The following is a 20290-nucleotide window of genomic DNA, read 5'->3' as shown; positions in this document are numbered from 1 at the left end:
TTCGGTCAGGTGGGTGGCGGCCTCGGTCACAGCTTGGGAGAAGCGGGCGCCGGAGTGACGGCCTTGATGTGACGACGGTCCGCCGACAACGTCGCCGGCTTTGCAGCGACGTTGACCCACGGTCAGCGAACCGTCGAAGAATTACGCGTGCGACCTGCTGCGGCCGGGGTGGTGTCAGGTGGCGGAGAAGGTGAACCAGTGGATGTTCACGAAGTCGCTGGTGCTGCCGGTGCCGAAGGTCAGGAAGAGGTCGTGGACCCCGGTGGCGCTGCTGCCGAGGTTCATCGGGACGGTCTCCCAGCTCTGCCAGCCGCCGGTGTTGGCGATGTCGATCTCGGCGACGACCGGGCCGGTGGTGCTGTCGAGCCGGAACTGGACAGCACCGCTGACGCCTGCGGCGGCGCCGGAGGCGAGCCGGGCGAGCACCTGGACCGGGGAGGTGTTGCCAAAATCGAGACCCTTGTACTGGAGCCAGTCCCCGGAGGAGATCCAGCCGACGTCGAGGCCGCCACCGGCGTCCGAGCACGCCTCGGTGCCGGTGCCGCTCTGGGCGGAGTAGGTGGAGGCCTGGATGGTGCTGTAGGCGCTGACGCTCCCCCCGCCGCCACCACCTCCTCCCCCCGAGCCGGTGACGCCACTGCCGAGCGCGATGGTCCAGGAGGTCGGGGCAGGGTCCTGCAGGTGTCCATCCACCGGCGCGCTGCCGGTGGGGCCGACGTCGTCGTACGGGAAGGCGTAGCCGATGGTCGCGTACTGGTGCACCAGGCGCGCGTAGTGGTTGGTGATTGCGTTGCCGTAGTACTGGGAGGCCGCCACGCCGCCGGGCTGGTTCTCACCGCCCGCGAGCAGCAGGGTGCTGCGGTTCAGCGCAGCTCCAAGGCGTGCGGCCACAGCGCCGCGGGCGTCGCCGCCGGAGTTGTAGAGCGGTCCGCTGTTGCAGCTGAAGATGTCGGCGGCGCTCGGCTGGGTGAAGGCGACGCCGTCGTCGTTCAGGCCCGAGAAGGTGAGTACTCCCCCGGAGACGGTGCCGGTGAAGGTGCCCTGGGACTGGGTGTCGATGGTGAGCGGCGTCGTGGTGAAGCGGCTCCAGACCTGGTCGAGGTAGCTGGTCCAGTAACCGCCGAAGTCGGTGGTGGCGTGGGTGGGGGCCATCACCCGCAGTACGGCGCCGCTGCTGTCGGTGGCCACCAGGGTGTCCCAGGGCGCGCCGTCGCTCGCGTGCTGGCTGATCAGTCCGGAGGCGATCGACGCCAGCGCCCCGGCGGGCAGGGGGCTGACGGTCTGGGTGCCCGAACTGCCTGTGGTCTGCATGGAGATCGGCGAGGCGACGAGATCGACGTAGCTGATGTTGGCGTAGAGGTTCGCGCTGTTGTAGGTGAACTCGCAGAACGTCCAGTCGGTGAGCCAGTTGGGGTCGGAACTGGTGAAGCCGGGCTGAACCAGGCCCGGGCCCGGGTTCACGAAGAACTGGATCTTCTGGCCGGTCGAGAACCAGACGCGGCCGCCGATCACGTACTCGGACAGCGGGACCGTGGTGGACGTGCCCGTCGCGCCGAGCGCGATGGAGTAGTCGGGGGTGGGGGTGAGCGTGGCGGAGGGGTTGGGCAGGCGCTGGAAGGTGCCGTCAGAGGCGACGAAGCCGGGCCAGCCGGTGGTGTCGGCGCCGGAGATGTAGGCGTAGACGGGGGCGGCGGAGCCGGAGTTGTTCTGCAGCGTGATCGGAAGAGATACGGCGGCGGCGGCCGGGGTGGCGAGGCCGGGCAGCCAGGCCGGGGCGGTCAGCGCGGCCGCGGAGGCCGTCGCCGTGGCGGTCAGGAAGGTGCGTCGTGAGAGCAAGAGTCACTCCAAGGGATTGACTGGGCCCGCGTCCGCACGCGCGGTGGATTGGTGTAGACCGGTCGAAACTATCGTCCGGCATGCATGTTCGCGTCAATACTTGTGACGCAATGGCGCTCCATGACCCGATGCCCGTTTAGATCTTGCAGGCAGGCACCTGCCGTCCGTGTGCGGGCAGCGTCGCCGCTGACGTCGCCCTGTCAGACCGGATTCAGGCAGTGCCGACGCGAACGGCGGCGAAGTCGCACAGGCCGGCGTTGAGCAGGTCGGCGGCGCGGCGAACCTCGGCGGTGACCGCTTGGCGCACCTGGTCCGGGGGCTTGTGTCCGTCCAGGTGTTTGCAGGAGGAGGCCACTTGGACGCTCCACAGGCCGATCAGGGACGATGCGGCGATCTGCGGCTCAGGGTCGCTCGGACTCAGACCGGACCTCACCGCGATGACCTGGCAGGCCGCGTCCGTCATCCGCGCGAGCATCTGACGGTAGTGGGCGCGCAGCGCCGGGGTGTCGCGGACCATCGCCTCGAAGCGTTGGACGGCGTCGACGGCCCAGGCGTAGTCCGGCTGGGCCTGGAGCCACCCGATCAGGTTGTCCAGTTCGCCGTCGAGGATGGACAGCATGCCGTCGACCGGCGTGGTCCTGGGCTCGGCGAGGGCCGAAGTGAGCGCGGCGAGCAGGTCGTCGGGCAGGTCCAGGACCAAGGACTCCTTGGTCGGGAAGTAGTTGAACACGGTGGTCGGCGATACCTCGCACACCTCGGCGATCTGAACGACGGTCACCGCGTCGAAGCCTCGTTCGAGGAACATTGTTGTGGCGGTGTCGACCAGAAGGCGGCGGGTGGCACGCTTGCGCCGTTCCCGCAGCCCGCCCGCGGGACCGGCTCCCTCCTCTGGCGCGCGCAGCGCCATCCAGTCGACCGTGTGTGAGCTCATGGCAGTCAAGCGTAACGGCCAGATCACAATCATGGTGTTACGCTATTTTTGTAGTCACACCAGTTTGGGGGGTTCGCCAGATTGGAGCCACGCGGCAATGTCCGACCTTGAGCGCAACAAGCAGGTCGTCGTCGACTACTACCAGACCGCTTTCGACGGCGACCCGGAGAAGGCGATCGCGGACCACTTCGGCCCCGTCTACATCCAGCACAACCCCGATGCCCAGGACGGCCCCGAGGCGTTCATCGGCTTCGTGCGCTGGCTGCGCGGCGAATACCCGAACCTGAAGCTGGACATCAAGCGGGTCATCGCCGAGGGCGACCTGGTCGCCACCCACTCCCACCTGGACTTGGAGCCCGGCAATCCGGACAACCCCGGCCGCGCGCTGGCTGACTTCTTCCGTCTGAAGGACGGCAAGGTCGTCGAGCACTGGGACGTCATCCAGGAGGTACCGAAGCAGTCCGCGAACGACAACGGCATGTTCTGATGGCCACGGCGGAAAGCGCCCACACTCCGGCGGAGACCGTACGCCTGCAGTACCTGGCCTCGGCCACCGGCGACATGGACCTGTGGTCCGCGCGGCCATGACCTGACCATCACGGATCCGGCAGGATCGACGGCCTGCGGGACGCCGGCACGCCCGGCTCCCCCGGGCCGACCGCACGGTCAGCCGGCCGCCTCGCGGGCGTCCGCGTCCGCGGTAGCCGTGGCCCACTCCACAAGCGGCAGCAGGAGCGCGACGAGCTCCTGGCCGCGTTCGGTGAGGCTGTAGTCCACCCGCGGCGGCACAACGGGATGAACCTCGCGCAGCACCAGCCCGTCGGCCTCCAGCGTGCGCAGGGTGCTCGCCAGCATCTTCTCGGTGATGCCCTTCACCCACCGGCGGATCTCGCACCACCGCATCGTCCCGTCCGAGAGCGCCACCAGGACCAGCACGCCCCAGCGGCTGGTCACGTGGTCCAGCAGCAGCCGACTGGGGCAGTTCGGCTCGAAGACATTTCCTGAGCGGTTCCCCGCCGCAGTAGCTCTGACCTCGATACTTTCCTTCATGTCAGTACCATACAAAATTGTGTGTACCTGCGCGTAGGGACGGTTTGGACGACATGTGGGGTTGATCGAGGGGACCGATCGACAAGGAGCCCACCATGACACCGGTCGTCACCGGCGCGACCGGCCACCTCGGCCGCCTGGTTGTCGAAGCTCGCCGCCGAGACCAGTGCCCGCTCCGGCACTCCGGTCCGCTACCACGACCTCCCGCAGGCCGACTACGCGAGCGCCCTGACGGCCAACGGCGTTCCGCAGGCCTCACCGATCGCACTGGTCCCGCTGACCTGACGGTCGGCGGAACCGTGCGTCACTGCCCGTCGGCCAGCAGCGAGTACATGAAGATGTCCCGACGCTCGGCACCGACCTGCTGCCAACTCCTCATCAGGCCCTCGCGTTGGAAACCGACGCGCTCCGCGGTCCGCAAGGAGGCGCTGTTCCACGGCTCCACATAGAGCTCCAACCGGGGAATGCGCAGGTCCCGCCGGGCCCAACCTGCAACTGCCTCAAGCGCGATCCCGGCAGCACCCCGGCCTCGCGCCGACTTGACGACCCAGTAGCCAAGCGACGCGCGCCCCTGCCCCAGGTCCTTGAGCCGCAGCCCGACGTGGCCGATCGGCTCACCGTCAGGACTGACGATGACGAACGGATACCCCGTCCTGCTGGTTGCCCGCCCCCACTGCCGCTCGACGAACGCGACGCCTTCCGCTTCGGAGAACGGCGACGGCACCGTCGCGATCAACGGAATGTGATCGTCGTCTGACGCCTCACGGACGAGGTCAAGGTCCGACATGAGCCACGGCCGCAGCATGAAACCCTCGCCGGCAGCGAGTTCAGGCACGTCAAGTGGTTGCTCCATCCGCTCATCCTGCCGTGCTCCGCGTCCAACTGCACTCGGGTATTCGACCCTGGTCCGCGGTTGTCGCACGCGATGTCGGCGAGTCTGCTCGCCGACGAGGGCGTCGATGCCCCAGCCGCCACCGATCCAGGCGTCCACCTGGGCCCAGACCGCCTCGACGGATGAGGTGCGTTCAGGCAGCCGGTATGCCCGAACGCATCTGGCACACGCGCAAGGCAGTTGCACAGACTGGAGCGCCACGTAGATCCATTTGATCGGAGTGTTTTGCGGACCGTGTCTACCCTCCAGAACCTCGCATCTCCCGTCCGCCGCAACGCGCGCCGCAAGGCGGCTGCGGCGGGCACCGTCGCTGCGATGGCGGTCGGCCTCACGCTGGCGTTCGGGGCCCCAGCGCAAGCGAACAGCCAACCGTCCTACTACAACGGGATTCTGCGCAGCTGGGCCCAGGGCAACTGCCTTGACATCCAGCCTGGCACCAGCAATGTGTACACCTCGGGCTGCGTCAGCGGAGACGTCTGGCAGGACTGGAGCGTCGCGCTGGCCGACGGGGGATCCGGCACCAGTCTGATCACCAACGACGCGACCGGCCAGTGTCTTGACGTCAAGCCGGGTACCTGGAACGGGTCGACGGGCGCCCTCTACGTGTCGAACTGCGTCCCGGGCGACATCTGGCAGCAGTGGCTGCTGGGCGGAAACGGTACCAGCGCCCCTGTCTGGAACATCGAGAACTCGGCGACCAGCGCCTGCTTGGACGCCAACCAGCCGCAGGCGTTGCCGTACATCAACTCGTACTGCTACAGCGGCGGCTACCAGGACTGGAAGCCCGGGTTCTGAGGCCTGCCGCCAGCAGCCCGCGAGTGCTCGTGCTCGGTCGCCCAGACGGCGATCTGGGCGCGGGAGGTGAAGCCCAGCTTGGCGAGGATGTGCTCGACATGGTTCTCCGCGGTGCGCAGGGAGATCACGAGCTGACCGGCGATCTCCTTGTTGCTCCTGCCCTGAGCGACCAGCCCGGCGACCTGGCGTTCGCGGCGGGTCAGCGGGTGAGCGGATGACGAAGGGTCCGCACGGGACTCGGCCCGCAGGACCTCGGTCGTGATCTGTTCCAGGGTCAGTTTCGCGCCGCGTGCGAACGCGGCCTGGAACGCGCGCGGACCGAGGGCCTCGCGCACCCGTGCCTCGTAGCTCTCGTGGGCGCCGACGTTGAAGGGGACCAGCTGGAGCACCGTGGCGCCGAGGCCCTCCCACAGGGCGCGGAGCATGCCGAGCAGGTGCGCGGCGTACCGGTACTCGCCGTCCTCGACCGCGCTCCAGGAGCTCAACTGGACGCAGAGGGTGAGGCCCCAGCGGTCGCGGAACGGCTGCTTGAGTCGGATCGCCTCCCGCAGCCGGGTGTCGGCGGCGGCGCGGTCGCCGCTCATCCAGAGGGCCAACCCCTCGGCACAGACCGCGTAGGAGCGCAGGAACGTCTCTCCGGCCGCCTCGGCGACGGCGACGGCCTCGCGGCTCAGGACGAGTCCCCGCTGGACGTCGCCCACCAGGCTCTCGGTGAGCGACAGTTCGAAGAGCGCGCTGATGACGCCGAGCGTGTTCCCCAGCGCCCGGTGACGCGCGATCGCCTCCTCGAACATCGGGACGGCTTCGGCGGTGAGCCGCTCCAGACCTATGGCCACGGCGCTGTGGTGGATCGCCCACGCCAGTTCCTCCGCGTCGCGCAGCCGTTCCGCGCGCTCACGGTGCTCCGCCAGCAGCGTCCTGGCCAGGCCGAGGTCGCCGCGCAGCACGGTGAACCACGCGTCGAGGCCGATCGCCCGCGTGCGGACGTCGCCGGCGTCCCCGGCGACGGCCAGGAGGCGTCGCAGCCACTGGTGCTCCTCACGGAGCGAGCCGAGCGCGACCCAGTAGGCCCGCGGGTGCGCCGCCAGGGCCAGGCCCGCCTCCGCCTCGCCGGGCTCTTCGGCGCAGAACTCCAGCGCGGTACGCAGGTTGTCGTGGTCGAGGCGCAGCCGGTCGAACCAGGCGATCTGCTCGGGCCCAACCCACTGCCGCTCCGCGCGCCGGAAGAGAGCGAGGACGTGGTCGCGGTGGGCGCGGCGCAGCCGGAGCCGCTCCTCGCCGGAGGCCAACCGGCCCGCGCCGTACTCACGGACGGTCTCCAGCGGCCGGAACCGGGTGCCGGTCGCGGTCTCCTGCCGGGACAGCACGGACTTGTCCACCAGCCCGGCCACCAGGGTCAGCACCGCCGCACGCGGGATCCCGTCCCCGGAGCAGACCGCCTCTGCCGCCTCAAGGTCGAAGCCGCCCGAGAAGACGGACAGTCTGGCCCACAGGAGCCGCTCCTGCGGCGAGCACAGGTCGTAGCTCCAGTCCATCAGCTCGCGCAGGGTGCGCCGCGCGTGGCGGGGCCCGACCGCGCCCGAGTCCAGGAGGGCGAAGCGGTCGGCAAGACCGTCGAGCAGCTCCCCGAGGGTGAGCACGCGCAACCAGGGGGCAGCGAGTTCGATGGCCAGCGGGATCCCGTCGAGCGCCGCGACCAGGCGCGCCACGGTGGCGGAGTTCTCCTCCGTCACAGCGAAGCCGGGCCGGATCGCGGATGCACGCTGACGGAAGAGTTCGACCGCCTCGTTGCGGCACAGGACCCGTGGCCCGGGAATCCGGTCGAGCGCAGGCACCGGTAGCGGCGACACGGCGAACAGGTGCTCTCCGGCGGCGCCGAGGGGCTGACGGCTGGTGGCGAGCACCTTGAGCCCCGGCGCGGTCCGCAGCAACTCCTCCAGCAGGGCCGCGCAGGGGGCGGCCAGATGCTCGCAGTTGTCCACGATCAGCAGCAGTTGACGTTCTGCCAGGAAGTCGCGCAGCACCTCGGCCGGGGAACGGTCCGAGTGTTCCTGGATGCCGAGCGCGTCGACGACGCTCTGCGGGAGCAGCGTCGCGTCCCGCAGCGGGGCCAGTTCGACCAGTCGCACGCCGTCGGGGAACGCGGCGACCGCACCCGCCGCGACGCGCAGCGCCAGCCGGGTCTTGCCCACGCCACCGGCGCCGACCAGGGTCACCAGTCGGGACGTGGTCAACAGGCCTGCCACGGCCGTCAGTTCGTCCCGCCGCCCGACGAAGCTCGCCACCTCGGCCGGCAGGCCCGTCCCGCCGCTTCTGTCGCCGTCCCTGTCGCCGTCTCTCGCGGTGGAAGGTCGTGCCACCGGTCTCTCCTCGCCGTTGTGCTGTGCGGTACCGCGCTGCGCCGCTCGTGTGGGGCCGGGGTGGCGGGCAGCCTAACACCCCTGGTCAGCGCGCGTAGACGCGCCGGGAGCCGCGCCCTCACGGCACCGGATCCGGGCCCGGAAATGAGTAGTTCCCCCGTGGACGGCGCGCGCTCCGCCGAAAAGGGTGGGACCGGGGCACGTGAAATTCCTTCTGTTCACCCAGAGTTGGGCGTTCCGCCGCTATGGAATGCCTGAAAAGCACCTTTTGTCCCATCAGGATCTCCCCTCGAACACCCGAGTCGCTGCCCTGACCAGGCAGTTGTCAGCTTGATTGGAACCCTCATGTCAGCGAAGAGACTGCGCGCCGTCGGCGTTGCCTGCGCCGCAGTGGCAGGACTGGCGTTGGCGCCGCAGGCGTCCGCGCACAGCCCCGCCACCACAGCACACGTCACCGCAGCGCACGCCCCTGGTGCTCCGCACTACGACCACGTCTTCATGGTCGTCCTGGAGAACCACGGCTACACCGACCTGATCGGCAACCCGGCCGCGCCCAACCTCAACGCCCTGGCCCGTACCTACGGCTCGGCGACGAACTACTCCGCCGTGACGCACCCGAGCGAGGTGAACTACATCGCGATGCTGGGCGGCAGCACCTTCGGCGTGCAGGGCTACGACAACCCGTACTACGTCAACAAGGTCGACGCCCCGAGCCTGATCTCCGAGCTCGACCAGGCCCGTGTCAGCTGGAAGGGCTACTTCCAGAACCTCCCGCACCCGGGTTACCAGGGCATCTGCTACCCGGCCAACTGCAACGGCTCCCCGGACAAGGACCCGTTGTACGCGGCCAAGCACAACGGCATCGCCAACTTCACCACCGACTGGAACGCCGCCGACTGGTCCCGCCAGGTGGGCTTCGGGCAGCTGACGCAGGATCTGCGCACCGGCCACGTCCCGCAGTTCGGCTACGTCGTCCCGAGCGAGTGCCTCGACATGCACGGCGACCCGCCGTACTGCGTCGACTCCGGCACCACCGGCGGCAGCGACCCAGAGGACCAGCGCCTGGTCGCCACCGGCGACGCCCAACTGGGCAGCCTCGTCGCCGAGATCACCGGCGCGTCGTTCTGGAAGCAGGGCGACAACGCGATCGACGTCGTCGTCGACGAGGGCGACGAGACCGACACCAGCGGCGCGGGCGGCGGCCGGACCGTGAACGTGGTCGTCACCAGCCACGGCCCGCGTCACCTCCAGGCCGGTGCCGCGTACAGCCACTACTCGATGCTGCGCACGATCCAGGACAACTTCGGCGTCGCCTGCCTGCAGCACTCCTGCGACGCGACCACCGCGCCGATGTCGCCGATGTACGCGGTGACCGGCAAGGGCTCGGCCGCCCAGGCCTTCCGCCCGCTGCCCGTTCCGACCTACGCGACCCCGACGCCGGTCCCGACCGAGCCGGTCACGACCACGACGTTCACCGGCAGCCGTGCCGGCTGGACCGTCCAGCCGCAGCCCCAACTCGGCACCGCCGACAACAACTACGGCGCGGTCGCCGTGGTCTCGCCCAAGGACGTGTGGGCGGTCGGCTCGATGCTGCCCGACACGGCCGCCGGCAACCAGGACGCGATGCTGTCCCTGGCCGCCCACTACGACGGCACGAAGTGGACCAACACGCCGATCGGCGTCGCGGGCACCAACTTCAACGCCCTCTACGGCGTCGCCGCCGTCCCGGGCCGAGCCTGGGCCGTGGGCGTGATGATGGACGACCGCGGCCAGTCCCACAGCCTCGTCCAGGCCTGGGACGGACACGCCTGGCACCCTGCCGCGCTGCCCAAGCTGACCTCGGTCCATGACACCCTCTACTCGGTGACCGCGTCCTCCGCGGACGACGTGTGGGCGGTCGGCGACCAGGAGAACGCGAACGGCGGCTTCTCCGCCCTGGTCGAGCACTTCGACGGCCACCGCTGGTCCGTCGTCGACGCCGCCGAGCCGGGCGCGACCGGCAACCACCTGTACGGCGTCACCGCCCAGGGCCCGCACGACATCTGGGCCGTCGGCCAGCGCAACGGCACCACCGGCGACACCCCGCTGGTCGAGCACTACGACGGCCGCCGCTGGACCGCCGTGACCGTGCCCGACGCCGGGATCACCAGCTCCCTCCTCCAGGCCGTCACCGTGACAGCCGACGGCCAGGTCTGGGCCGCAGGCCAGAGCGACGACGCCGCACACACGGCCCGTCCGCTGGTCCTGCACCGTGACGCCCACGGACACTGGACCGCCACGCTGCTCAGCCAGATGGGCTCCGGCTTCGGCGACGTGACCGGCATCGCCGTCGCCCACGGCGTCCCGACGCTGGTCGGCAGCTACCTCGACACCACCACCGAGTTCCTGGACCCGCTGGTGGCCTCGCTCAAGGACGGCCGCTGGCAGACCGTCGACGTGCCGTACCTGAACACCAACGACTGCGTCGTCGCGGCGATCGCCGCCACCCGGGACGGCCAGCTCTTCGCCGTCGGCTACGGCCACGGCGACAACGGACGGTTCGCCCTCGTGGAGCACCACGCGGGCTGAGCCGAGCGCCGGGCGGTCGCCTCGCGGCGGCTGCCCGGCAGCGTCGGTCCACCATGCCTTCCGGTCAGCCATGGTCAGCCGTGCGAGAAGCTGATCTTCGGCAGGACGCGGTCCAGCCAGGCCGGGGTGTGCCAGGCGGCGCGTCCGGTGAGGCGGAGCATGACCGGCAGCAGGACGAGGCGGACCAGGGCGGCGTCGAGCAGCACGGCGACGCCGAGCACGATGCCCATCTCCTTGGGGGGCAGGGGACCTGACAGGGCGAAGGTGAAGAAGACGGCCACCATGACGCCTGCCGCAGCGAAGATCACCCGCCCCGAGTGGGCCAGTGCGCCGACCATCGCCTCCCGTGGGTTGCCGCTGCGTTCGTAGTGTTCCTTGGCGGAGGCCAGCAGGAAGACGGTGTAGTCCATGGCGATGGCGAAGATCATCGCGAAGAAGAACACCGGCGCCCAGCCGTCCAGGAATCCCTGCGGGTGGAAGCCCAGCAGCGAGGCTCCGTGGCCGTCCTGGAAGACCAGGCGGGCGACGCCGAACGCGGCTCCCGTGGACAGCAGACTCGCGGCCGTGCCGAGTGCCGAGATCAGCGGCGCGCGCAGCGCGATGAGCAGGAGCAGGAACCCGAGTCCCATCACGACGCCGATGACGAGGGGTGTCTTCTGGGTGAGCAGGTGCTGCAGGTCGAGGTTCTCGACGGCGGCGCCGCCCACAAGCGTGTCCTTGGGCAGCTCGGCGCGCAGGGTGTCGACGGTGTGGGCGAGTTGGGGGCTGGAGGGGTCGACGGTGGGGACGGCCTGGATCATCGACCAGCCGGAGCCGTCGGCGGCGGGCTGGGCGGGCATGGCTCCGGCGATTCCGGGGGTGTGCGCCACCTGGGCGGCCACCTCCTGCGCGGTGCCGGACGGGGTGAGGATCTGCAGCGTGCCGGGGGCGCCGGCGCCGAAGGCGTCCTGGACCGCGGTGTACCCGGCCCGCGCGCTCGCGTCCTGCGGGAGGACCGTGATCGACGGCATCGCCGTGCGCAGGCCGATCACCGGAGCGGCGAGGGCCAGCAGGACGGCGAGCGCGACGGCTCCGTAGCGCACGGGGTGCTTCCACAGCCGCTCACCCCAGCCGGAGAAGCGCGGGGAGCGGTGTTCGCCGGACTTCACCCAGGGCAGCGCCAGGGCGTCGACACGGTGGCCGAGCTTGCCCAGGACGGCGGGCAACAGGGTCAGCGTGGCGCCCAGGACGAACAGCACGGCCAGCATGATGCCGCCTGCCATGGACCGGAACGCGGGCGAGGGGACGAGCATCACGGCGGACAGACTCACCAGCACCGTCGCACCGGACAGCAGCACGGCCTTGCCGGCGGTGTCCATGGTCTCCGCCACCGCCTCCGTACTGCTGAGGGAGCGTCCCATGCGCGCACTGCGGTACCGGACGACCAGGAACAGGGCGTAGTCGATGCCGAGCGCGAGGGCGAACATCATGGCGAAGTTCATGGCCCAGACGGACACCGGGAACAGGTGGCTGATCAGCACCAGGGATCCGGCGGATGCCGCGAGCCCGGCCATGGTGAGCAGCAGGGGCAGCCCGGCGGCGACCAGGGAGCCGAAGGCCAGCACCAGGATAGCCAGGGTGACCGGCCAGGAGGTGATCTCCGACTTCATCATGGCATCGTGGTTGGCCGCGTTGAAGTCGCTCCACAGCACCGACGCGCCGGTGGCGTGGACGGTGATCCCGTGGCCGGACAAGGCGGCCAGCGGACCCTTGAGGTGATCGGCGGCGCGCACCATGTCGTCGGGCGAGGCCTTGGCACCGGCGAGCAGCACGGCGGTGCGACCGTCCTTGCTGATGGTCGCACCGGGCTGGTGGGCGACGACGGTGGAGACGCGCGGGTCGGCGGCGGCAATGCGGGTCGCCTCGGTGATGACGTGCTGGACCGCGGGGTCGGTGACGGGTTGGTCGGCGGTGACCACGATCTCGATCGCCGAGGAGGCGTCGCCGGCGAAGTGCTGCTGGGCGAGCTGACGGACCTTCACCGACTGCGAACCGTCCGCCTGCCAGCCCGCGCCGGACAGGGCGCTGGTGACCTGCGGAGCGAACGCGCCCAACGCGACGACCACCAGGATCCAGGCGGCCAGGACGACCTTGACGTGCTGGGCGGACCAGGCGCCGAGTCGGCCCAGCAGGCCGGGGCTCGCCGGGCGTGTCGGGGGTGGGGCCGTGTCCGCCTGTGTGGCGGCGGTGGGGGCGGGGTTCACGTCGTGCTCCGTTCCGGTGAGACGAGTCAGGTCACATACGGGTGGGGGTATATGCGAGGGCCTAAAAAGAGGCCCGCATAGGGCGGGCCCGCATCATCAGACTTTGCACATTACCCCCGGGGGTATCCTTCAGGCTACCTGAACGGTCAAGCGGATCGATGCATTCCACCCGACCACGCGTCCGCCGCGCCCGGCTGGGCGCCCGCCCCACCAGCACGGGCGACACTGTGGATATTACCCCTGGGGGTATTGTGGACTGCACAGCGGACGATCCGGCGGCTCGACCCCCGGACGGAAGGGACGTGTGACATGTGCCGTCGAGTGACGTGCAGGAAGTGCGGCAAGGCCACCTACGCGGGCTGCGGGAACCACGTGGACCAGGTGCTCGCCGGCATGCCCAAGGCACAGCGCTGCACCTGCCCGCCGGAGCCGAAGCGCTCCTGGTGGCCGTTCGGCCGATGACTGCGCCATGGGCGGCCGGGGAATGCGCGACACGGAAATCGCGGGTGGCCCCGAGCAACGCTCCCGACCACCCGCGTCACGCCTGCGTCAGGCCAGGGTGAGAAACAGCTTCTCCAGCTCCGCCTCACTCATCGGCGCGCCGCCCTCCTCGGCTTCGATCAGGCACTGCCGCATCCCACTGGCGACGATCTTGAACCCGGCTCGATCCAGGGCACGCGACACCGCGGCGAGCTGCGTGACGACGTCCTTGCAGTCCCGCCCCGCCTCGATCATCGCGATCACACCCGCCAACTGCCCCTGCGCCCGACGCAGCCGATTCAGCACCGGCCCGACCGCGGCCTCGTCCACCTGCATGTCGCCTCCTTCGAACCCTGCCACTGTACCCCGGTGGGTATATCGAGGGGCCGGTGTCGCCTCCGTCCCACCGCCGTCCCACCGCCCGGGCCGTCAGCGGGTGCCCTGCGCGGTGGGCAGCCAGGCGCGGTAGCTGCGCAGCGCGTTGCGCTGGTGGCGGTGGTCGGCCAACAGTGCGACGGCCGGGCGGGTGCCGGGCTTCGGGGCGTTGCCGCGGGCGATGCGGCGCAGTTGCCTGCGGACCATGGCCATGCCGGCCGCCGAGGCGAGGGCCTTGTTGGACCAGGCCACCGGCCGCATCTGCCGGTCGGCCTCGCGGCCCTCGACCCAGCGGTTGGGCAGGTCGGGGGTGACCGAGAGGGCGGTGGCCATGCCGACGACGTGGACGCCGCTGTCCAGGACCGCCTCGGCGGTCTCGCGGCGGGTGATGCCGCCGGTGAGCATCAGCGGGAGGGGGCTGGTGGTGAGCAAGTCCTTGGCCAGCTCCAGGAAGTAGGCCTCCCGGGCGGCGGTGCGCGCGTCGGCGGGGCGGCCGGCCATCGCGGGGCTCTCGTAGCTGCCGCCGGACAGCTCGACCAGATCGACGCCGAGCGGCGCCAGCCACTCGATCACCTGACGCGCGTCGTCGGCGTCGAAGCCACCGCGCTGGAAGTCGGCGGAGTTGAGCTTGACGGCGACCGCGAACGACGGCGAGACCACGCTGCGTACCGCGCGGACGACGTCCAGCAGCATCCGGGCGCGGTTCTCCAGCGACCCGCCCCACCGGTCCGTGCGCTTGTTGACCAGCGGCGAGAGGAACTGCGACAGCAGGTAGCCGTGCGCGGCGTGGATCTCCACGCCGTCGAAGCCCGCCTCCTCGGCCCGGCGCGCGGTGACCGCGAACCGCTTCACCGTCGCCTCGATCTGATCCGCCGTCATCGCGACGGGCTTGCCGAACCGGCTGCTGAGCCTGCCCAGGTCGACTCCGACGTCGGAGGGTCCCCACACGACGCCGGGCATGTCGGACGCGATCTGGCGACCGGGGTGGTTGATCTGCATCCAGATCTTCCCGCCCGCAGACTTGCCCGCCTTGGCCCACGCGACGAACGGCGCCAAGGGCGCGGCGTCGTCGAGCACCACGCCGCCCGGACCGGTCAGCGCCTCGGCGTGGACCATGACGTTGCCGGTGATCAGCAGACCGGTGCCGCCCGCGGCCCAGCGCAGGTAGAGGTCGATCAGCTTCCGGTCGGGCACCTGGCCTGCGGCGGCCAGGTTCTCCTCCATGGCCGCCTTCGCGATCCGGTTGGGCAGCACCGCCCCGGAGGGCAGATGCAGCGGCGAGAACAGCGCGCCGGCCATGGGGAATCTCCTGTTCATCGGGTGCGTCGAGTCGAACGACTACGATGTGTACAGCGCTCACATTAGGCGAGGAATGTATGCGCCGTAAACATTGGAGAGGGTGACCCATGCCACAGACGACCGGCTCCTATCACCACGGCGACCTGCGCGCCGCCTGCCTGCACGCGGCACGGGTGCTGCTGGAGGAGGACGGCAGCGCCGGTCTGTCCCTGCGGGCGGTCGCACGCCGGGCCGGCGTCTCGGCGACGGCCCCCTACCGCCACTACGCGGACCGCGAGGCGCTGGTCTCGGCGGTCGCCGCGGAGGGCTACCGCGAGCTGGCCGAGTCCCTGGTCGCGGTGCACCCCGCGCCCACGACCCCTGACGAGCTGGCCGAGGTCGGCGTCGCGTACGTCCGCTTCGCGCTCGAACGCCCCGCGCTGTTCCGGGTGATGTTCGCCGAGCCCTGCGACCCGACGGACGAGGAGCGGGTGGCGGCGACAGCCGCCATCACGCAGTACGTCCGCGACCTCGTCCACGGCGTCTTCCCCGGCAGCGACCCGGAGGCCCTGTCGACGGCGGTGTGGGCCCTGGTCCACGGGCTGGCGTTCCTGCTGCTGGACGGCAAGCTCGACTCCTCCGCCCCCGAGACGGTCGCGAACCACGTCCACGGAGCGGTCCAGGCGCTCCTCGCCGCTTCGCTGACGGCCCGTCATGTCGCGAAGGACGTTCGACACTGAGCGTCAGTGGTCCCGTTCGCCCGTCGTCGGGGCAGCCTCCAGCGAGCGCTTCAGTGCGGCGAGCGTCGCCGCCATGTTCCGGCGGTTCCACTCCGCGCGGCCACCGGTGCGCAGCACGAACTCGGTCGTCCAGGCGCTGACCCGGTCGCGGCGGTCCTGCCAGAACTGCTCGACCACCGTCACGGTGCCTTCCGCGTCGCCCGGGCCGCCCAGGCCACCCGGCGTGAGGCGGAACCCCCAGCGGGCGACCGGAATCGGCCCGAAGCTCACGTCCCAGGCAAACGCGCGCCCCGGCTCGGCCTCGACCACGCGGCAGACGGTGTTCCAGCGGATGCCGCCCTTGCGGTTGTGTCCCTGGAACCGCGCGCCCACCACCGGGCCCGCCGGACTGCCCCTCCACGCCGCACCCGTGCACTCGGGGCTCCACTCACCCATGCGCGTCACATCGGCGACTGCGGCCCAGACGTCGTCCGGCGCGGCGGCTATCTCCGTCCGGACGGAGACGGATTCACGGTCGGCAGGGGTCATACGGATCTCCTCCTGAGGGTATCCCGGCATCGCACCGCGCCCAGGCCCGCCACGTCAACGTGCGCCCGGTCACCACACCACCCACGCGGCGTCGCGGTCACGAGCGAGTGCCAGCGATAACCGAGATCGGGCACCCCTGCGCGGCAGTTACCGTCAGTCTGGTCCCGACGGCCGTGCTCGCCGCTGCCCGCCCGTGGGTCCGGGTCTGGGTCCGGGTTCAAGCCGTAGTCCGGGCCCGAGCCCGGGCCGCACGACCGGTCAGCCGCCGAGGCTCCCGCTCCGTAGCCGCGCTCCCGCTTCTCGGACCACTCTGGACCGAGGCCGTTTGAGGCCGTTTGTGCGTCGACCCCAATGGCCAGAATCACGTCCAGGCGCTGCGACGTGAGGACCCGAGGGAGACGAACGGTGACGGACGACTACACCTGGCCCGCCGACCCGCAGGTCCGTGCCCGCCTTGAACGGTGGCAGGACCAGAAGTTCGGCGCCATCATCCACTGGGGGCCTTACAGTCGGCTCGGCGCCTGCGAGAGCTGGACGCTCTGCCAGGAGCAGGACCCGTGGTGTGCCGCCCCCGAACCGTGGGCCGGGGACCCGGAGGGCTACCGGGAGATGTACGAGCAGCTCCCGGCCGGGTTCACCGCTCCGGGGCTGGATCCGGAGGACTGGGCCCGCGCCTGCCGGGACGCCGGGATGCGCTATGTCGTCTTCACGACCAAGCATCACGACGGATTCGCCATGTACAACACGAAGTTGTCCTCGTACAAGTCGACCGGACCCGACTGCGCCCTCCAACGGGACGTCACCCGCGAGGTGTTCGACGCCTTCCGCGGCCAAGGGCTCGGCGCGGGCGTCTACTTCAGCAAGGCCGACTGGCACCACCCCGACTACTGGTCCCCCGACCGCCTGGCCCCGCAGCGCTTCGCGGACTACGACACCGCAGCGGAACCCGACAGGTGGCAGCGGTTCAAGGAGTTCACCCACGGGCAGATCGAGGAACTGCTCAGCGACTACGGTCCGATCGACCTGCTGTGGCTCGACGCCGGTTGGGTCCGGGCACCGCGCGAGGACCTCGACATGCCCGCCCTGGCCGCGCGGGCGCGCGAACTGCAGCCCGGCATTCTCGTCGTCGACCGCGAGGTGCACGGCCCGCAGGAGGACTACCGCACGCCGGAGCAGCAGGTCCCCGACCAGGTGCAGCCGTACCCGTGGGAGAGCTGCCTCACCCTCGGACCGGCCTGGTACACCCTGGGTCCGGACGACACGTTCAAGTCCGTCGGCGAGGTGGTGCATCTGCTGCTGCGCATCGTCGCCCGGGGCGGCAACCTGCTGCTCGGCTTCGGCCCCGACCACACCGGCGCACTCCCCCGGGCCGTCCACGACCGGCTCGCCGGGATCGGCGCCTGGCTGGACGTCAACGGCGCGGCGGTCTACGGCTCCCGGCCGGTGGCCCCGTACGAGAGCGGGCGCTGCCTCTTCACCCGTGTCGGATCCACGGTCAACGCCGTCCTGCTCCTCGAGCCGGACGAGCCCCTGCCCGCCCAGGCGGACATCCCCTGGGACGGCCCGGCCCCGGACGCCGTCAGCCTGCTGGGCCACCCCGGCGATCTGCCGTTCACGCACGCCGACGGCCTGCTCAGCGTCCGGCTGCCGGACGGCCACAAGGCCGAGCACGCCCTGGTCCTCGCCGCCCGGACCGGCTGAGGATCGCTCCGTCAGTCAGCTGCGGTGCCGACCACCTTGGTCGGGCTGATCCGGACGACGACACGGAGTACCTCTGCCGGGAGGTCGAGGTACTCCTGGCCTGCGCCTGGGCCTTCGTACTGTTCCGCGAGGGCGACCGCCAGCGACCGGCCGACGTCCTCAGTGACGGTGGCGACGCCGCGAATCTCGACGTAGCGCAACGGGTCGGCCGGGTCGTAGACGGTCAGGCTGGCGCGAGGGTCACGGCGCAGGTTGCGCTCCTTGCGCCTGCCGGCAGCGGTGGAGAGGAGCAGGTCATCCCCGTCGCGACCGACCCAGACCACCGACGTCTGCGGACTTCCGTCCGCGTTGACCGTGGCGAGGACAGCGGGAACCGCCGTGTCGAGCAGGGCGCGGACGGAATCGTTCAACATGGCTGTCATCCCAGCTCCGACAGAAAGGCGGCGACCTCGGCTGCGAACTGCTCGGCGGCATCGTGATGCACCACGTGACCGGCCGTCAGCTCGACCATGCGGACTCGCCCGTCGCCGCGGGAGACCATGGTGCGGGCGTGGTCGGCAGTCAGCAGGTCGCTCCGTGTCCCGCGGACGAGCAGGGTGGGGCAGGACACCGACGTCCAGTCGTCCCAGTGGTCGCCGCTGACCGCCTTCTCCGACGTCACCGTGTCCTCGATGTCGAAGGAGAAACCCCAACGCCCGTCCCGCTGCCGGAACGAACACTCCAGATAGGGCGCCGAAGCACCCAGGGCAGCCACCAACGCCTCTCGGGACGAAGCGACAGCGGGAAGGCGCAGGGCGAAGGCCCCGTCCGTGTCGACGACCGCGCCGACGTCCTCGACGACCAGCCTGCTGACCGCGTCCGGGTGCCGGGCGGCGAACTGGTAGGCGTTCACCCCGCCCAGGGAGTGGCCCAGCAGCGGAACCGGGCCGACTCCCAGATGCCGGTGAAAGGCGAGAACGTCGGCTATGTAGTCGTCCCGCCCGTACGTTGCGGCACGGTCGGAATCGCCGTGGCCGCGCTGGTCGAGCGCGATCACCCGCCACCGTGGCGCGAGCGCCCCGGCAAGCGGCGCGAAGGCCGATGCCTCGTTGTAGTGGCCGTGCAGTGCCAGCAGTGGTAGCCCCGGACCACCGAAGTCCAGGTACGACAGCTTCTGTCCGCCCGTCACAAAGTACTTACGCATGATGCGGATCGTACGAGTCAGCACTGACAAACGGCCGCTCAGCCGCGGCCGTGGCCCCGGTACAGGTCGAGTTCGCCGTCGAGTTCCACCGCGAGGACGGTGGCGTGCTCGTCCAGGTCGACCGCTCCGGGCGCGTCGATCCAGAGCACGCCCGGGACCTCGGCCATGCCGCCGACGGTGTGGTGGGCGAGTTCCCGGCCGGTGCCGAGGACGGTGACCCGGCGGACCGGGGTCCGCAGGCCGCGGACGGACACCGCGTGGCGTGGCGCGTCGAAGGTGATCAAGTAGAGCGTGCGGCGGTCGGGCGAGACCGTGCTCGGGCCGTAGTGGTGGCCGGGCGGCAGACCCGCCCGGGTGCCGTGGACGGCGGGGCCGTGCCTGGCGATCCACGCGCCGAGGCCCTGGAGCCGCTCGACCTGCTCGGCGGGGATGGTGCCGTCCGCCCGGGGGCCGACGTCCAGGAGCAGGTTGCCACCGGCGGCGATCGTCTCGGTGAAGTAGCGCACCAGCTGGTGGACCGGCTTGTGGTTGGTGTCCTGGGGTTGGAAGCCCCAGGAGTCGTTGACGGTCAGGCACAGCTCCCAGGGCCCGTCGGGGGCCGTGATCGGGACGCCCTGTTCCGGCGTCGCGTAGTCGCCGAAGCTGAGCGCGCGGCCGTTGAGCACGGTGCGGGGGGCCGAGGTGCGGAGATCGTCCGCGAGTTCGGCCATCCGCCACTGCTCCTCGGTGCGCTCCCACTCGCCGTCGAACCAGAGCAGGTCCGGCTGGTAGCCGGTGACCAGTTCGCGGATCTGGGCGCGGCGGAAGGCGAGGAACCGCTCCCACCGCTGCGGGTCCTCCTCGCCGGGCGCAGCGGTGCTGTATCTGTTGCGGTTGGTGCCCGACGCTTCGTCAGGCAGGCGCAGCGTCGGGTAGTCGGGGTGGTTCCAGTCGCTGTGCGAGAAGTACAGGCCCGCCTTGAGGCCGTGGTCGCGCAGCGCGTCGACGTAGCCGCGGACCAGGTCGCGGCCGGCCGGGGTGCGCTTGACCACCGACAGGTCCGACTCACGGGTGTCGAAGAGCGCCACGCCGTCGTGGTGCTTCGCGGTCAGCACCGCGTACTTGGCCCCCGCCGCGGCGAAGAGCCTGGCCCACTCCTGCGGGTCGTACTTCTCGGCGGCGAAGCGGCCGAGTTGGGCCATGTACTGGTCGTGCGGGACGGTTCCGTGCCAGAAGGACCACGACTCCGGGACGCCGTCGACGGAGTAGATCCCCCAGTGGATGAAGATCCCCAACTTGGCGTCGGGGAACCACGGTTGCATCGCCATAGCAGTTGCTCCTCGTCAGTGTG

18 protein-coding genes and 1 pseudogene are annotated in these 20290 nt (G+C 70.6%); 6 read left to right on the top strand and 13 right to left on the bottom strand.

The features are described 5' to 3' along the window. Positions 1–174: 174 nt before the first annotated feature. Positions 175–1836 (bottom strand): beta-1,3-glucanase family protein, encoded by a 1662-nt coding sequence (locus I2501_RS01075; protein ID WP_196191823.1) that lies wholly within the window; start codon positions 1834–1836, stop codon positions 175–177. 211 nt (positions 1837–2047) lie between these two features. Then, positions 2048–2767, bottom strand: a complete 720-nt coding sequence (locus I2501_RS01070) for a TetR/AcrR family transcriptional regulator (protein ID WP_196191822.1) — start codon at positions 2765–2767, stop codon at positions 2048–2050. Positions 2768–2864: 97 nt separating this feature from the next. Here I2501_RS01070 and I2501_RS01065 point away from each other — a divergent pair, with 97 nt between their 5' ends. Next, entirely contained in the window at positions 2865–3254 is a 390-nt protein-coding gene (locus I2501_RS01065; protein WP_196191821.1) for a nuclear transport factor 2 family protein, read from the top strand. 179 nt (positions 3255–3433) lie between these two features. Here I2501_RS01065 and I2501_RS01060 read toward each other — a convergent pair whose 3' ends face one another. Then, positions 3434–3817 carry a winged helix-turn-helix transcriptional regulator gene (locus I2501_RS01060; RefSeq protein ID WP_196191820.1) on the bottom strand — a complete coding sequence of 128 codons (384 nt, stop codon included), beginning with the start codon at positions 3815–3817 and terminating at the stop codon, positions 3434–3436. A gap of 141 nt (positions 3818–3958) precedes the next feature. On the opposite strand from I2501_RS01060, the gene I2501_RS01055 reads away from it, so the two are divergent. Continuing rightward, positions 3959–4102, top strand: coding sequence for a hypothetical protein (locus I2501_RS01055; protein WP_196191819.1), 144 nt, complete (start codon positions 3959–3961; stop codon positions 4100–4102). A 19-nt stretch (positions 4103–4121) separates the two neighbouring features. On the opposite strand, the gene I2501_RS01050 is transcribed toward I2501_RS01055, so the two are convergent. Beyond that, on the bottom strand, positions 4122–4670 hold the full coding sequence (locus I2501_RS01050) for a GNAT family N-acetyltransferase (protein WP_196191818.1): 549 nt from the start codon (positions 4668–4670) through the stop codon (positions 4122–4124). 78 nt (positions 4671–4748) lie between these two features. Continuing rightward, positions 4749–4808, bottom strand: a pseudogene (locus I2501_RS40900) (nucleotidyltransferase domain-containing protein); the annotation flags it as partial. A 135-nt stretch (positions 4809–4943) separates the two neighbouring features. On the opposite strand from I2501_RS40900, the gene I2501_RS01045 reads away from it, so the two are divergent. Then, complete coding sequence (locus I2501_RS01045) at positions 4944–5504, top strand: RICIN domain-containing protein (RefSeq protein WP_196191817.1); 561 nt, start codon at positions 4944–4946, stop codon at positions 5502–5504. Here I2501_RS01045 and I2501_RS40445 read toward each other — a convergent pair. Continuing rightward, complete coding sequence (locus I2501_RS40445) at positions 5477–7864, bottom strand: ATP-binding protein (protein WP_196191816.1); 2388 nt, start codon at positions 7862–7864, stop codon at positions 5477–5479. The genes I2501_RS01045 and I2501_RS40445 overlap by 28 nt on opposite strands. A 345-nt stretch (positions 7865–8209) precedes the next feature. Here I2501_RS40445 and I2501_RS01035 point away from each other — a divergent pair, with 345 nt between their 5' ends. Next, on the top strand, positions 8210–10432 hold the full coding sequence (locus I2501_RS01035; protein WP_196191815.1) for an alkaline phosphatase family protein: 2223 nt from the start codon (positions 8210–8212) through the stop codon (positions 10430–10432). A gap of 74 nt (positions 10433–10506) precedes the next feature. Here I2501_RS01035 and I2501_RS40090 read toward each other — a convergent pair whose 3' ends face one another. The 3 genes from I2501_RS40090 to I2501_RS01020 form a co-directional block, all read right to left on the bottom strand. Continuing rightward, positions 10507–12675: an MMPL family transporter gene (locus tag I2501_RS40090; protein ID WP_196191814.1), complete on the bottom strand. Its 2169-nt coding sequence runs from the start codon at positions 12673–12675 to the stop codon at positions 10507–10509. Positions 12676–13224: 549 nt separating this feature from the next. Continuing rightward, on the bottom strand, positions 13225–13491 hold the full coding sequence (locus tag I2501_RS01025) for a metal-sensitive transcriptional regulator (RefSeq protein WP_196191813.1): 267 nt from the start codon (positions 13489–13491) through the stop codon (positions 13225–13227). A gap of 93 nt (positions 13492–13584) precedes the next feature. Continuing rightward, positions 13585–14829, bottom strand: coding sequence for an NADH:flavin oxidoreductase/NADH oxidase family protein (locus I2501_RS01020; RefSeq protein ID WP_196191812.1), 1245 nt, complete (start codon positions 14827–14829; stop codon positions 13585–13587). 107 nt (positions 14830–14936) lie between these two features. On the opposite strand from I2501_RS01020, the gene I2501_RS01015 reads away from it, so the two are divergent. Then, positions 14937–15548, top strand: coding sequence for a TetR/AcrR family transcriptional regulator (locus tag I2501_RS01015; protein ID WP_196191811.1), 612 nt, complete (start codon positions 14937–14939; stop codon positions 15546–15548). A gap of 3 nt (positions 15549–15551) precedes the next feature. Here I2501_RS01015 and I2501_RS01010 read toward each other — a convergent pair whose 3' ends face one another. Then, a complete protein-coding gene (locus I2501_RS01010; RefSeq protein ID WP_196191810.1) occupies positions 15552–16076 on the bottom strand; it encodes an SRPBCC family protein in 525 nt (174 codons plus the stop codon). A gap of 405 nt (positions 16077–16481) precedes the next feature. Between I2501_RS01010 and I2501_RS01005 the strand changes: the two genes are divergently transcribed. Continuing rightward, positions 16482–17777 (top strand): alpha-L-fucosidase, encoded by a 1296-nt coding sequence (locus tag I2501_RS01005; protein WP_196191809.1) that lies wholly within the window; start codon positions 16482–16484, stop codon positions 17775–17777. Between the two features lie 11 nt (positions 17778–17788). Here the strand turns inward: I2501_RS01005 and I2501_RS01000 are convergent, their stop codons facing one another. The 3 genes from I2501_RS01000 to I2501_RS00990 are packed head-to-tail and all read right to left on the bottom strand — an operon-like array spanning position 17789 to position 20267. Further along, entirely contained in the window at positions 17789–18190 is a 402-nt protein-coding gene (locus tag I2501_RS01000) for a PPOX class F420-dependent oxidoreductase (RefSeq protein ID WP_408022694.1), read from the bottom strand. 5 nt (positions 18191–18195) lie between these two features. Beyond that, complete coding sequence (locus tag I2501_RS00995) at positions 18196–18960, bottom strand: alpha/beta fold hydrolase (protein WP_196191807.1); 765 nt, start codon at positions 18958–18960, stop codon at positions 18196–18198. Between the two features lie 38 nt (positions 18961–18998). Further along, positions 18999–20267 carry an alpha-L-fucosidase gene (locus tag I2501_RS00990; protein ID WP_196191806.1) on the bottom strand — a complete coding sequence of 423 codons (1269 nt, stop codon included), beginning with the start codon at positions 20265–20267 and terminating at the stop codon, positions 18999–19001. Positions 20268–20290 lie beyond the last annotated feature (23 nt).

Source organism: Streptacidiphilus fuscans, from assembly GCF_015690355.1.
Classification (GTDB): Bacteria; Actinomycetota; Actinomycetes; order Streptomycetales; family Streptomycetaceae; genus Streptacidiphilus; species Streptacidiphilus fuscans.
Note: the sequence above shows the minus strand (reverse complement) of the source record. Positions and strands in the feature narration are given on the sequence as shown.

Bases quoted from the DNA above. Each gene is read 5' to 3' on its own strand.
- I2501_RS01035 (WP_196191815.1), top strand. From the start codon at position 8,210: ATGTCAGCGAAGAGACTGCGCGCCGTCGGCGTTGCCTGCGCCGCAGTG.
- I2501_RS01070 (WP_196191822.1), bottom strand. From the start codon at position 2,767: ATGAGCTCACACACGGTCGACTGGATGGCGCTGCGCGCGCCAGAGGAG.
- I2501_RS01050 (WP_196191818.1), bottom strand. From the start codon at position 4,670: ATGGAGCAACCACTTGACGTGCCTGAACTCGCTGCCGGCGAGGGTTTC.
- I2501_RS01010 (WP_196191810.1), bottom strand. From the start codon at position 16,076: ATGACCCCTGCCGACCGTGAATCCGTCTCCGTCCGGACGGAGATAGCC.
- I2501_RS01060 (WP_196191820.1), bottom strand. From the start codon at position 3,817: ATGAAGGAAAGTATCGAGGTCAGAGCTACTGCGGCGGGGAACCGCTCA.
- I2501_RS01000 (WP_408022694.1), bottom strand. From the start codon at position 18,190: ATGTTGAACGATTCCGTCCGCGCCCTGCTCGACACGGCGGTTCCCGCT.
- I2501_RS00995 (WP_196191807.1), bottom strand. From the start codon at position 18,960: ATGCGTAAGTACTTTGTGACGGGCGGACAGAAGCTGTCGTACCTGGAC.
- I2501_RS01025 (WP_196191813.1), bottom strand. From the start codon at position 13,491: ATGCAGGTGGACGAGGCCGCGGTCGGGCCGGTGCTGAATCGGCTGCGT.
- I2501_RS01015 (WP_196191811.1), top strand. From the start codon at position 14,937: ATGCCACAGACGACCGGCTCCTATCACCACGGCGACCTGCGCGCCGCC.
- I2501_RS00990 (WP_196191806.1), bottom strand. From the start codon at position 20,267: ATGGCGATGCAACCGTGGTTCCCCGACGCCAAGTTGGGGATCTTCATC.
- I2501_RS01065 (WP_196191821.1), top strand. From the start codon at position 2,865: ATGTCCGACCTTGAGCGCAACAAGCAGGTCGTCGTCGACTACTACCAG.
- I2501_RS01020 (WP_196191812.1), bottom strand. From the start codon at position 14,829: ATGGCCGGCGCGCTGTTCTCGCCGCTGCATCTGCCCTCCGGGGCGGTG.